Genomic DNA, 13580 nt, shown 5'->3' on the forward strand with positions numbered 1-13580 from the left:
GCGCCGGGCGACGGGCTGCTCGCCCGTCGCCCGTGTCTTTTCGGACAGGTCTCCAAGCACAGGTTCGAGAGGACAGGAACCAAGGGACATGCCCGTAAGGATCGGCGACCACGACCTCGCCGCGCCCAAGGGCCACACGGCCGGGACGCACCGCACGCGCAGCCCGGCCGCGACGCTGGCGGCGTTCGGCCCGCTGATGCCGCGGCTCGGGATCACCCGGCTCGCCGACGTCACCGGGCTCGACGTCGTCGGCGTGCCGGTGGTCCAGGCGGTGCGCCCCAACGCGCGCTCGGTCAGCGTGTCACAGGGCAAGGGGGCCGACCGCGACGCCGCGGCCGCGTCGGCGCTGATGGAGGCGATCGAGGGCTGGCACGGCGAGCGGGTGGCGGCGCCGCTGCGGTGGGAGCGAGCGGCGGCGCTGCGGCGCGAGGGCGAGGCGGTCGTCGACCTGCACGGGCTGCCGCGCCGCGAGGGCGCCGAGGTGCGCGAAGACCTGCCGCTGCTGTGGTGCCTCGGCTGGGACCTGCTGGCGCAGCGGCCGACGTGGGTGCCGCACGCGTGCGTGAGCGTCGATTTCGTGCGCGACCCACGCGAGCCGCTGCCGCCGTTCATCGAGAGCACCAGCGGCCTGGCGTCCGGCAATCACCTGCTCGAGGCGGTGGTGCACGCGCTGTGTGAGCTGATCGAGCGCGACGCGACGGCCCTGGCGCCGCTCGAGATCGACGACGCGCGCCGCGTCGACCTCGAGGTGGTGACCGACCCGAGCTGCCGCGAGGTGCTGGCGCGCCTGGCGGCGGCGGAGCTGGTGGTCGGCGCCGTCGAGGTCACCTCCGACCTCGGCGTGCCGAGCTACGCCTGCCGGATCGTCGACCGCCCCGGGGCGCCGCGCTGGGCCGCGCGCGGGGCCTGCGGCGGCTACGGGGCCCACCTCGATCCGGCGGTCGCGCTGCTGCGCGCGCTGACCGAGGCGGTCCAGAGCCGGCTGACGCTGATCGCCGGCAGCCGTGACGACCTGTCCCTCAAGACATACGAGGCGTTCACCGATCCGCAGGCCAGCGCCGACGAGGCCGCGGCGCTGACCCGGGCGCGTCCGCGGCGTGCGCTCGGCCCGAGCCTGGCGACCGACAGCTTCGACGGCGACCTCGAGCTGCTGCTCGCCCGCGTGCGCGCGGCGGGCTGCCCGGCGGCGGTGGTGGTCGATCTGACGCGGGCCGAGATCGGGGTGCCGGTGGCGCGGGTGGTGGTACCAGGCCTCGAGGGCAGGTTCGCGGGCATGGCCCCGGGGTCGCGAGCGCTGGCGCGAGCGGGCCGCTGAGAGCATGTCCGAAAGGACATGTCTTTTAAAATTGCGGTGGGCGCGAGCATGTGTCTCGAGGGACATGTTCGAAGGCGGGGTCGGGCATGTCTCGAGGGATATGTTCGAAGAGACATGTGATTCGGGCGACTGGCGGTCGCAATCAGGTGTCCATCGGGACATGGTTGAAAGGACAGATAACAGGACGACGGAGCTGGCCGCTCGGGTGCAGGACAAACCGCGAGCGCCGGGCGATCGCGGGGCCGGAGCGACGGGAGGCCGGTCGCGCGAGCCCCGATCGCCGGGGCCGCTGCGGACGCGACTCTGGCGGGGCGCTTCGGCGCGTGCGCGGCGGCGGCGGAGCGGGTACCTTGTCGGCGTGACTTCGATCCGCAGCGACGAGCAGCTGCTGACGGCCTGGCGCGCGGGCGAGCGGCGGGCCGGGGAGCAGCTGTTCGAGCGCTACTACGAGCCGGTGGCGCGCTTCTTCTTCAACAAGACGGAGGCGGGGCCGGAGCTGATCCAGCAGACCTTCCTGGCTTGCGTCGAGGCGGTGCCGCGGTTCCGCGGCGAGGGCAGCTTCCGCAGCTTCCTGTTCGCCATCGCCTACCGCCAGCTGTGCCGTCACTACCGCGATCGCAAGGGGGACAGGATCGACCTCGAGGAGGTCTCGGTCGCGGCGATGGACCCGTCGCCGAGCCAGGTCCTGGTCGAGGGCGAGGAGCTCAAGCTGCTGCTCGCCGGGTTGCGACGGATCCCCGTCGACTGCCAGGTCGTGCTCGAGCTGCTCTACTGGGAGCAGCTCACCACCGTCGAGATGGCGGCGGCGCTCGAGATCCCCGAGGGCACGGTGAAGTCGCGGCTGCGACGCGGGCGCGCGCTGCTGCGCGAGGCGATCGAGACGCTGGCCAGGACCCCCGATCTTGCGACGAGCACGCTGATGGGGATCGATACCTGGGCGGGGGCGCTGCGGGCCCAGGCGGGCCTGCCGGCGGACCCGCGCGAGGAGTGACGGTTGCGGGTTCGGGGGCCGGCGGAGCGGTGCGCGTGCGGGCCCGGTCGCGCGCAGCCGGGCCGCGATGCGCCATGCGAGCCGACCTCGGCGAGGCGGAACACGTGCGGGCCTTCGGGCGCGGGCAGCGATGATTTTCGTGATCCGAAATCGAAAGTCTGGCACGCGGGCGTTCGGGTGCGGGGCGCGACGATTTTGGTGATCCGGAACCGGCGGGTTGGAACCACTGCGGACAGGAGCGCCCCCGCATGTCCGAAGCCAAGGTCCAGGAGTCCGTCATGAAGCTCGTCGATGTCGACGAGACCCACCCCGATCGACTCGAGGCCGAGGCCTCGCTCGACGGCGACACGCTGGAGACGCCGGGGCTGCGCCCGGAGGTGCTCGGCGACGCGGCCCAGCGGCGGACCAAGGCGATGATCCGCGCGTCGCTGTTCGCGGGCGCGGGCGAGGCGCCGACGATCGGGCAGTACCAGGTGCTGAGGCGCCTCGGCGAGGGCGGGATGGGGGTCGTGTACGCGGCCTACGACGACGCGCTGCAGCGCAAGGTGGCGCTCAAGCTGCTGCGCGGGGCGGCGCTGCGACTGCCGCAAGGTCGGGCGCGCACGCTGCGAGAGGCGCGGGCGCTGGCCCGGCTGTCGCACCCCAACGTGGTCCACGTGTATCAGGTCGGCGAGGTCGACGACGAGGTGTTCGTGGCGATGGAGTTCCTCACCGGACCGACGCTGCGCGAGTGGTTGGCGGCCGCGCCTCGCTCGTGGCGCGAGGTCCTGGCGGTGTTCCGCCAGGCCGGCGAGGGGCTGGCGGCGGCGCACCGCCAGGGCGTGGTGCACCGCGACTTCAAGCCGGCCAACGTGATCCTCGGCGACGACGGGCGCGTGCGGGTGGTCGACTTCGGCCTGGCGCATTTCGGCGGCGAGGGTGAGGCGCTGCCGGCGTTGCCCGCGGCGGGCGAGCCGACCGACGTGCTGCTGACGCAGACGGGCGCGGTGCTGGGGACGCCGGCGTACATGGCGGCCGAGCAGTTCGCGGGCGGACGCGGCGATCCGAAGACGGATCAGTTCAGCTTCTGCGCGGCGCTGTTCGAGGCGCTGTACGGGCAGCGGCCGTTCGCCGGCGCCGACGTGCGCGCGCTGGCGCAGGCGGTGGCGGAGGGTCGACCGCGGCCGCCGAAGTCCGGTCAGGAGGCGCCCGCGTGGCTGCACCGCGTGGTGGTGCGCGGACTGCAGGCCGATCCGGCCGCGCGCTGGCCGTCGATGGAGGCGCTGCTGGCCGCGCTACAGACGACCGACACGAAGGTGCGAGACCGGCGAACCTTCGCGGCGATCGCCTCGGGGTTCGGTTTGTTGATGGGCGTCGGTTACATGTCGGCGAGCCCCGAGGCGCAGCCGGAGGCGGTGGCGCAGGATGACGACGTGGCGGCGGCGCGGGCCGAGGTGACGCGGGCGCAGGACGCGAAGCGGCTGACGGAGGCGCGCGCCGCGTTGACGCGCGACCCGGTGGCGACGATCCGCGCGCTCGCGGAGCTCGGCGGCGACGAGCCTGCGACGTGGCACGAGGCGCGTTTTCTGGCCGCGGCCGCGACGGCGCGCGGGCTGCCGGCGCAGGTGCTGCGGGCCGAGCGACCGCTGGCCGAGGCGCTGCCGCTCGCGGGCGGGGGGGTGATCGGGCGCGACGAGCTCGGCGCGGTGTGGCGCTGGGACATGTCCGCGGGGACAGGTGAGCAGGTGCTCGATCCGGGCGTGGCCAGGTCGCTGCTGGTGGCCGACCGCGCGCCGGTGTGGGCCGCCGTCGGGGAGGCTTCGGTGCAGGTGTTCGGCGACGGCGTGGCGCAGACGATCGATCTGCGTGGTGAGCCGGTCAGCCACGACCACTGGAAGCTGACCACCGACGGGCGCACGCTGGTGGCCCACGCGTGGCTGGACGGGCGCGGCATGGCCAGCCCGATCACGGTGCGGCTGTGGGACCTGTCGCGCCCGGGCGCGCCGCCGCAGGCGTTCCCGCTGCCACCCGGGCAGTGGCCGGCGATCTCCGCCGACGCGACCGTGATCGCCGTGGCCGACGGCGGAGCGATGCGGGTGATCCGGCCGCGCGACGGCAGTGAGGCGCGGCTGGCGTATGCCGGTCGGCCGTTCGAGATCTCGCGCGACGGGTGGTTCGCGCTGGCGCACCCGCACGGCGACGACGACGGCAAGCTCGACGTCGTCGACCTGGCGACGGGCACGGCGCGCCGGGTCGAGGCGGACTGGGGCACGATGGTCGGCGACGGCGAGGCCGCGTTCATGCGCCCGGAGTACGGGCATCACGTGCTTTGGCGCGAGTCGCTGGCGACCGGGGCGGTCACGTGGCGGATGCAAGTGCCGTCGAGCCGCCGCGGCTTCGGGGCGCACATCCTCGTCGACCCGACCGGCGAGCGCTTCGCGCTGGCGCTCGGTGACGAGTGGGCGGTGGGCGACCTGCGGACGGGCGGGCTGCGCTCGTTCTTGACTGTCCCGAAGGACAGGTTGCCGCGGTGGGGTCACGAAGGTGCGCTCCTGGTGGTGCACCGCCAGGAGGTGCGGGTGCACCGGCCGGCGGCGGCGGCGGTGACGCTCGAAAAGCGCGGACCCGGCTGCGCGCTGGCGCCGGGGGCTCGCTGGGCCGCGACGACGCCGTGGGATCGAGCTCGCGGCGAGTTCACCCGGACCGAGCTGGCGACGGGCACGACGGTGAATTTCCGCTGCTCCGATCCGCCGCCGGCGGCCGACGACATGGACGCGATGTACGGGTTGTTGGGGTTCGTCGACGACGCGGGCCAGGTCGCGGTGATCGGCGAGGAGGGCTGGAACTGCTGGTGGGACGAGCAGCACGGCGCGCGCCTCGGGCCGCAGCGGCTGCTGGGCTTCGTCTTCGGGCTGCCGCGCGGGGTGGCGCAGGTGCAGAACGCCGAGATCGCCATCTGGAGCGGGCCGGGCGAGCGGGCGCAGCACTTCACGGCGGCGGGCAAGGTGTTCGAGCTCGAGGCGAGCCCGTCCGGAGAGCGGGTGGCGGTGCGCAGCGCGCTGGGTGTCGAGCTGCTGGCCATCGCTAGCGGCGAGGTGACGCCGGTGGTGAAGGAGGCGAGCCCGCTGGAGCCCGCCGCGCTGAACGCCGGGGCGCTGGCGTGGAGCCCCGACAGCGCTCAGCTGGCGGTGCTGAAGCCGGTCGACGGCGCGCTCGAGCTGACGCGCTGGGACGTGACCGGGCCGCCGCGAGCGGTCGCGCGACATGTCCTGAAGGACAGCCCCGGGCGGCCGCGCAACCGGGTCGCGTTCACGCCGTCGGGCGCGTCGCTGGTGCTGACCGACCGCCACGAGTCGCTGATGCAGGTCGCCGCCGACGGCGCGACGCGGCGGATCGCCACGCCGGAGCTGGCGAAGTTCGCCATGCGCAGCGAGACCGGGGCGCTCGGGCTCGATTTCCGCGGCGGACCGTCGATGATCGACTTCGCGGCGGGCGAGGGGTCGCCGCTGACGCCGAACACGGAGCTCGGCGCCTCGACGAACCCGCCCATCGTCCGCGCCGCCGACGGGACGGTGTGGGCCTGCGACGCGCTCGGACCGGGCACCCTGCTGCGCTCGGCGCCGTATGCCGGCGAGACGCCGCAGGCGGTGCGCGAGCGGATCGCGGAGCTCGCGGCGGCGCTGTGAGTAGCGACCGCGGCGCGCTCGCACGGGCGGCTCGTCCGCCTCCGAGGGGCCGCGGCTTCGCAGCCGGGCGGGCGGTCGCGGCGGTTTTGCGGTAGCCTGCGCAGGTGCGAGACAGCCAGCCCGTTCCGGCCGCGGAGGCGTCGTGCGCGGAGGCGCGGAGGCTCGAAGGGACATGTCTTGAGGGACATGTTATTTCCATGCGCGAATGGACATGTCGATGCGGACATGTCCGAAAGACCATGGATGGTACCGCCGGGAGGGCGGCATGAGCGGACTTGTCGTGTTCCTCGGGCCGACGCTGACGAGCGGCGAGGCGTCGCTGCACACGACGGCCAACCTCTTGCCGCCGGCGCGGCTCGGCGATGTCTATGACGCGGTGACGCGGCAGGGCGCGCGGGCGATCGGGCTGGTCGACGGGCTTTTCAACTCGGTGCCGGCGGTGTGGCACAAGGAGCTCCTGTTCGCGCTGTCGCGCGGGGTGCGGGTGTTCGGTGCCGCGAGCATGGGGGCGCTGCGGGCGGCCGAGCTGCACCCGTTCGGCATGGAGGGCGTCGGCGCGGTGTTCGAGGCGTTCGCGCGCGGCGAGCTGACCGACGACGACGAGGTCGCCGTGGCCCACGGCGCGGCGGAGTCGGGCTTCCGGCCGCTGTCGGAGGCGCTGGTCAACCTGCGCCACGGGCTCGACATGGCCGAAAAGGCAGGCTCGATCTCGGCGGCGACGGCGGGCCGGCTGCTCGCGCACGCCAAGGCCACCTTCTACGCCGACCGCTCGTGGCCGGCGCTGTTTCGGGCGGCGCCGGGGCTCGGCGTCGACGAGGACGAGCTGGTCGGGCTGCGGGCGCTGATCGGCCGGGTCCGGCCCAACCGCAAGCGCGACGACGCGATCGCGCTGCTGCGGGCGATGACCGAGGCGGGCGGCGAGGCGATGCCGCCGCACGTGGCGAAATTCGAGTTCGAGGCGACCAGCTTCTGGGAGGCGATGATCGCCACGACGGCGCGCAGCGAGGCGAGCGCGCCGCGCGACGAGGCGCTGGCGCTGCACGGATTGCTGTCGCCGGGCGGCGAGGAGCGCGGGCGCGGGGCGCTGCTGCTGGCGCTGGCGCTGCAGGAGGCGGAGCGCCGCGGGATCGAGGTCGACGGCGCGGGGATGAGCGCGGCCGCCGAGCGGATCCGCCGGGCCCTGGGGCTGCGGGACAAGCTGGCCATGGGGACATGGCTCAAAGAACAGGGGCTCGATCTGGCGGGGTCGCAGGCGCTGCTGCGGGCCGAGGCGATCGTCGACGCGCTCGGGCGCGAGCAGGCGCTGGCGGTGCGCAGCCTGGTGATCCTCGAGCTGCAGCGACGCGGCGAGCTCGGGCGCGCGCGCGAGCAGCTGGCGGCGACGGGCGAGGTCGGCTGGTCAGAGTCGGGGCTGCCCCGCGAGGCGCTGCTGCAGTGGTACGAGCGCGAGGTCCGCTGGCTCGGCGCCGACCTGCCGGCGGCGCTGCGCTCGCTGGGGCTGACGACGCTCGACCAACTGCTGACGGCGGTGGCACGGGTCAAGGCGACATTGGCCGGGTCGCGCGCGCCCTGAGCGGCGCGGACGGAGCGCGTGACGGCGGTCGCCGCGAGGCGCGGTCGGACTGCGCGAACTCTCAGTCGCGCCGACGCGGTGCGTGAAGGTGCAGCGAGGGCGAGGGCAGGCGCAGTCGTCCGCGTCTCGGCGGTCGCGCGGGTCTTCGGCCACGCTGAGGCGGCGCAGCGAGGGCGAGGGCAGGCGCAGTCGTCCGCGTCTCGGCGGTCGCGCGGGTCTTCGGCCACGCTGAGGCGGCGCAGCGAGGGCGAGGGCAGGCGCAGTCGTCCGCGTCTCGGCGGTCGCGCGGGTCTTCGGCCACGCTGAGGCGGCGCAGCGAGGGCGAGGGCAGGCGCAGTCGTCCGCGTCTCGGCGGGCACCGGGCGGCGGATGCAGAGGCGGCGGAGCGGGGGCTCACGGGTTATCGTCGGCGTGTGCGGCAACCGTCTCGTGGTCTTCGCTTCCTCGTCTTCGCGCTGGCGACTTCCTCCGCCGACATCGCCGCCGCGGCCGGACCTCCGCTGCACGAGCCGTTCCGCGTCATGACCTACAACGTCCGCAAGATCACCGACGAGGATCCCGGCGACTATGCCTGGAGCGAGCGCAGCCCCGGCGTGATGGCGCTGATCGAGGGCAACGGCCCGGACGTGTTCGGCGTGCAGGAGGCGAGCGATCCGGTGATTCAGGGCGACCTGGTGGCTGCCTTCGATGCCACTCACGATCGCTTTCATCCGCCCAACGGCAGCCCCAAGATCATCTTCTTTCGCCGCGGTCGCTTCGAGCGGCTGATCGATCCGCCCGAGGACGGGCAGGGCAACATCGGCATCCCGAACCCGTACGCCGAGGATCACGCGTGTCACCCGAACGCCAGCGGGAGGACGGCCGCGTGGGTCAAGCTGCGCGATCTGGTTTCGGGCCGCGGGTATCTGATCGTCAACGCCCACGTGGCTCACGGGGCAGGTTGCTGGCTGGCGCGTAATGCCGCCGCCGAGGCGCTCCACGCCCTCGTGGCGGCGCAGGGGCAGGGGCTGACCGTCGTCCTCATCGGCGACCTCAACTCCGATCCGCAGCGCCAGGGCGCGGGCGACGACGACGACATCGTGCCGCTGCTCGAGGCGCCGCAGGCCGGCTACGCGCTCGCTCGGTCGGCGCGCTACTCGGGCACGACCTCCGAGGACACCGCGACCTTCAACAGCTCGTGGAAGGCGCCGAGCAGCTCGTACACGCGGCTCGACTACGTCTTCACCAGCGTCGAGGACGCGACCGCGTATCACCCGAGCATCGATCGCAGCGAGTACGGTGGCATCTCGCCGTCGGACCATTTCGCGGTGCTGGCGACGATCCGCACGGCGCCGTTCGCCCCGGCGCCGCGGAGCGACGATCGCGGCGACGGCGAGGGCGCGCGGCTTTATTTCGCGGACGTGAACGGCGACGGGGCGGCGGACAAGATCGGGTGGGATCCGGCGCAGGGAGGGGTGCGCGTGCACCTCAACGACGGCGCGGCCAACTTCGGCGCGGCGATCGCCGGCGCGAGCGCGACCGCCGAAACGACCCTGTCGTTCGCCGATGTCGACGGTGACGGCTGCGCCGATCGCATCGACTGGAGCCCGGCGGTCGAGGCCGGGCGCACGCGGATCGCCCGCTCGCAGTGCGATGGGACGTTCGCGGCGGCGGCGACTTCCAACGACGGCAGCGCGCAGGCGGGGACGCGGCTGACGTTCGCGCGGCTCGACGCCGACGCGTGCGCCGACCGGATCGCCTGGGATCCGGGCGGTGACGGGCAGACGCGCGCGGCGCTGTCGCGCTGCGACGGGCAGTTCGCCGACGAGGTTCTCGGCGACGACGCCGGCATCAGTCAGAACCCCGACGCGCAGCTGGGCTTCGCCGACCTGACGGGCGACTGGCTGGCCGACAAGATCGTGTGGGACCCGGAGGCGAACGAGGGCCGCACGCGCGTGTTCGCCGGCGACGGCGACGGGACTTTCACGTTCCACAGCGAGCACGCGGCCGGGACCAGCGGCGTGGCGGCGTCGCGGTTCTTCTACGGCGACGTCGACGGCGACGGCCACGCCGACAAGCTGTTCTGGCGCGCCTCGTTCCGCGAGGGGCGCCCGCAGCTCTACTACGGGCATGCGGACGGGTTCGATCCGCACCCGACGATGGTCAACGCCGGGCCGAGCGAGTCCTCGGCCAACCGGTTCTTGCTCGCCGATGTCGACGGCAGCGGCTCGGTCGATCTGATCGCGTGGGACCCGTCCGTGGACGGGGCGACGCGGGCCTACCTGGCGCTGGTCCACGCGCCTGAGAGCGAGCAGCCCGAGCCGACGACCGGCGGCGAGGAGGGGACGACCTCGACGTCGGGCGAGGAGAGCGGGACTTCGACGACGAGCTCGGGCGAGGCGCCGACGAGCTCGGGCGAGGAGACGACGGGCGGCGGCGCGGGCGAGGCGAGCTCGGGGCCGGCGAGCGCGAGCGACGGCGGGACGCCGGCTGATGGGGCCGAAGAGGGTTGCGGGTGCGTCGGCGATCCTCGCGGCGACGGTCGAGGCGCGCTGGTGATGCTGGTGGCGGCGCTCGGGCTGCGGCGGCGCCGGAGGACGCAGCGTTCCGGCGGCGCCTCGGCGTCGGGCCGATAAGGCGCAGCTCGCAGGCAGCCCGGCCGCGGCGACAAGTCGCGGCGGAGTTCGGGCCGTCCGGGCGGCACGCCGGGCCGGCAGACGACCCACCGTCGCAGCGGGACGACGACCGTTGCTGCCGCGAGCGCGTCCGGGTCGCGGCGGTCGCATCGACATGACGTATGGGACATGCCCCCAAGGACATGGCCTCGAGGACATGCCCTCGAGGACGTGTCCTCGGAGTCATGTCCGGAAGGACATGGCCGAACGGGCACCTACGAGTGGCCGCTTTACTTGGCCGGCTGGCCGGCCAGCCACCCGCGGATCTCGTCCTGCTCGCGCTTGTAGGCTGGGCCGAGGGTCGTCAGGGTCATCAGGCCTTGCTGGGCCAGGTTGCGGTCCTCGAGCGAGAGGCTGGCGGTCTCGGTGGTGCGGGCGCGGGCCAGGCCGAAGCGGGCCTGGGCCAGCTCCAGAGTGTTCTCGTCGCCGGTCGCGGTGAAGATGGCGATCGCGCGCTCGTAGTGGCCGCGGGCGCCGGCGGGGTCGTTGCGGGCGAGGGCCAGGTCGCCGAGGCGGAGGCGGATCAGCGCCGCCTCGGGGCCGTCGATCATCGGCCCGCGCTCGCGCAGGGTCTGGGCCTGCTGCAGCATGTTCGCGGCCTCGTCGAGGCGGCCGGCGAGCCGATGGACCTCGGCGATCCGGCGCAGCGACTCGGCCAGCTGCGGGGCGCCGGGGGGCAGGCGGGCCTTGCGGATCTCGAGGCCACGGAGGTACTGGCCGAGGGCCGCTTCGATGTCGCCGGCGCGCAGCAGCATGTCGCCCTCGCGGTCGTCGACCTCGGCGGTGCGCGGCTCGTCGGGGCCGAAGTTGCGCTCGGCGATCGTGCGCGCGCGCTGAAAATGAGCGGCGGCGGCGGTGAGGTCGTCGCGGCAAGTCGCGGCCTTGCCGAGGCCGAGCACCGGCACGAAGGCGGCGCCGTCGACCGAGGTCTCGTCGGCGCCGATCACCTGCAGGGCGCGGCGGTAGCTGGCGTCGGCCTCCTTGCAGCGGCGCTGGTCGACGGCCAGGTCGCCGATGGCGGTCAGCACCCAGCGCAGGTCGGCGGCGTCGGGCCCGAGCAGCTCGCTCTGCAGCGCCAGCGCGCGCTGGAAGTAGCTCTCGGCCTCGGCGAAGCGGTGCAGCGCGGTGAGGCCGATGCCGAGGTTGATCGCCAGCAGGGCGATGTGCGGGTGCTTGGGCCCGAGGCTGGTCTCGGCCGCGGCGAAGGCGGCGCGCAGGCGCTCGACGCCGCCGAGGCTGTCGTCGCTGCTGAGCAGGGCCAGCCCGAGGTTGCCGAGCGCGTAGACGACCTGCGGGTGCTCCTCGCCGAGCACGGCCCGGCGCGCGTCGATCGAGGCGACGAAGTACTCGCCGGCGGCCTGCATCTCGGCCAGCACCGCGTGGGCGATGCCGAGGTTGTTGAGGTGGTCGCCGCGCAGCTCGCGACCCTCGCGGGTCGAGCCGACGCGCGCGACCAGGCCGTCGATCAGCGGCGCGTCGGCCAGCACCTCGTGGCTCTGCTGCAGGCGCCCGGCGCGGACGAAATCGCGGCGGGTGGCGATGGTCGCGGCGACGACGTCGTGGCCGCACGCGAGCGCGGTCTGCAGGGCGCTGGTGAGCTCGCGCAAGGCGTCGGAGTGGCGGCCGGCCTCGCTGAGCAGGCTGCCGTGGCGCAGGCCGATCTCGGCGACCAGCGGCGGGTAGTCGAGCCCGCCGAGCTCGAGGCCCTCGACGAGCTTGAGGCCCTCGGTGATCTGGCCGGCGAGCTCGTGCGCCTGAGCCTCGGCCAGGATCCCGCGCACGGCGGCGACGCGGGCGGCGCTGTTGGGATCGTCGGGCGGCGGGACGGCGGAGGTGAGGGCCCGGGTGTCGTCGCAGGCGGCCAGCGGGGGCAGGTTGGCGGCCGCGGCACCGGCGTTGCCGACCACCTCGGCGTCGGCGCGCTGGAGGATCGCCACGAACGCGGCCAGGCTCTTGTGCCGCTGGTCGAGGCACGCGGTGCGCAGGTCGAACAGGTGCGTCGAGGCGCGGCCCTGTTGATGGGCCTGACAGGCGTCGACCCGCATGCCGACGAGCTCGCCGGCGTAGGCGTCGAGGCGGACTTTGACGCGGGTCCAGGTGTCCTCGGCGAACGGCACGCCGGTGCGCCGCAGGCCCTCGCGCGCGGCCGCGGCGGCGACCGAGTCCCACACACCGACGAGCTCGTTGCCGGCGCCCTCGCAGGTGTCGCCGAACGACTGCATCGAGGCGGCGGTGATGCCGGCGGCGGCCATGACCCCGGCGAGCCCGGCGGTCATGAACCACGGGGCGCGGCGGCGCTCGAGGGTCCGCTCGAGGGCCGCCAGCAGGGCGGGCATCGAGGGGAAGCGACGGGCCGGATCGACGGCGAGGCCGCGGGTGATGATCTGCAGCAGGGCCGCGGGGACGTGGTGGCCGGGCGGCGGGTCCCGGATCGCGCCGCGGGTGACGGCGTCGGTGAGCGCGAGCAGGCTGGTGCAGTCGAACGGCGGCGCGTCGTAGAGCGCCTCGTAGAGGCTGACGCAGAAGCTGAACTGGTCGCTCTTCTCGGTCGCCGGCTGACCCATGTGCTGCTCGGGGGCCATGTACATCGGCGTGCCGACGACCACGCCGGTGTGCGTGAGCTGGTGGTCGAGCGAGCTCGTCAGGGTGCTGCGCAGCACCGGCGCGTCCTCGGCCAGCGGCTCGCGGTCGACAGCGCGGGCGAGGCCGAAGTCGAGCACCTTGGCCACGCCGTCTTCGCCGACGATCACGTTGGCCGGCTTGAAGTCGCGGTGGACCAGGCCGGCGGCGTGGGCGGTTGCGAGGCCGCGGCCGGCCTGCAGCAGGGTCTCGACGCGGGCGCGCCACGGGCGGGCGACCTTGAGCCACTGGGCGAGGTTCTGCCCGCGCACGAACTCCATGGCGATGAACACCTCGCCGTCGTGATCGCCGACCTCATGGACGGTGACGATGTTGGGGTGCGAGACGCGGGCCATCGCCTGGGCCTCGCGCAGCATGCGTTCGCGGGCCAGCGGCTCGCGGCGGGCGGTGTCGTTGCGCAGGACCTTGACGGCGACCTTGCGGTCGAGCTGGTCGTCGTAGGCGGCATAGACGATGCCCATCGCCCCCTCGCCCAGGCGCTCGAGGATGGTGAAGCGGCCGATGTGGGCCAGCAGCGAGGGATGGGTGGTGGCGACCGCAGGGGCGGCCGCAGGGGCGGGTGCGGTCGAGGGCGGCGGCTCGCGGGTCAGCGCCTCGTCCATCCGCAGGGTCGCCGCGAACGGTCCTCTCCCGGACGGAGCGAGAGATGGGGAAGCGGCGGCGGCCACCTCGGTGACTTGAGCGGTAGGCGTCGTTTTGTCCAGCGCGGTCGGCTTCGCCATGAGCGGCAGGCACCCACGGG

General features: G+C 74.1%; 6 protein-coding genes. 5 read left to right on the plus strand and 1 reads right to left on the minus strand.

The genetic code is table 11. The features are described from left to right. Positions 1–88 precede the first annotated feature (88 nt). From POL25_RS18675 to POL25_RS18695, 5 genes are all read left to right on the plus strand, one after another. On the plus strand, positions 89–1315 hold the full coding sequence (locus tag POL25_RS18675) for a YcaO-like family protein (protein ID WP_272087446.1): 1227 nt from the start codon (positions 89–91) through the stop codon (positions 1313–1315). A 358-nt stretch (positions 1316–1673) separates the two neighbouring features. Then, the gene (locus POL25_RS18680; protein ID WP_308477894.1) at positions 1674–2306 is read left to right on the plus strand and encodes an RNA polymerase sigma factor; all 633 of its coding nucleotides are present in this window, start codon (positions 1674–1676) and stop codon (positions 2304–2306) included. Positions 2307–2554: 248 nt separating this feature from the next. After that, positions 2555–5971, plus strand: coding sequence for a serine/threonine-protein kinase (locus tag POL25_RS18685; RefSeq protein ID WP_272087447.1), 3417 nt, complete (start codon positions 2555–2557; stop codon positions 5969–5971). A 265-nt stretch (positions 5972–6236) separates the two neighbouring features. Next, positions 6237–7544 carry a TfuA-like protein gene (locus tag POL25_RS18690; protein ID WP_272087448.1) on the plus strand — a complete coding sequence of 436 codons (1308 nt, stop codon included), beginning with the start codon at positions 6237–6239 and terminating at the stop codon, positions 7542–7544. Positions 7545–7957: 413 nt separating this feature from the next. Continuing rightward, positions 7958–10159 carry an FG-GAP-like repeat-containing protein gene (locus tag POL25_RS18695; protein ID WP_272087449.1) on the plus strand — a complete coding sequence of 734 codons (2202 nt, stop codon included), beginning with the start codon at positions 7958–7960 and terminating at the stop codon, positions 10157–10159. Between the two features lie 269 nt (positions 10160–10428). On the opposite strand, the gene POL25_RS18700 is transcribed toward POL25_RS18695, so the two are convergent. After that, positions 10429–13440 carry a protein kinase domain-containing protein gene (locus POL25_RS18700; protein WP_272087450.1) on the minus strand — a complete coding sequence of 1004 codons (3012 nt, stop codon included), beginning with the start codon at positions 13438–13440 and terminating at the stop codon, positions 10429–10431. Positions 13441–13580 lie beyond the last annotated feature (140 nt).

It is taken from the genome of Nannocystis bainbridge, from assembly GCF_028368995.1.
In the GTDB taxonomy this organism is placed as follows: domain Bacteria; phylum Myxococcota_A; class Polyangia; order Nannocystales; family Nannocystaceae; genus Nannocystis; species Nannocystis bainbridge.

Excerpts from the sequence above, each read along its gene's own strand:
- POL25_RS18675 (WP_272087446.1), top strand. The coding sequence starts at position 89 with ATGCCCGTAAGGATCGGCGACCACGACCTCGCCGCGCCCAAGGGCCAC.
- POL25_RS18685 (WP_272087447.1), top strand. The coding sequence starts at position 2,555 with ATGTCCGAAGCCAAGGTCCAGGAGTCCGTCATGAAGCTCGTCGATGTC.
- POL25_RS18690 (WP_272087448.1), top strand. The coding sequence starts at position 6,237 with ATGAGCGGACTTGTCGTGTTCCTCGGGCCGACGCTGACGAGCGGCGAG.
- POL25_RS18700 (WP_272087450.1), bottom strand. The coding sequence starts at position 13,440 with ATGGACGAGGCGCTGACCCGCGAGCCGCCGCCCTCGACCGCACCCGCC.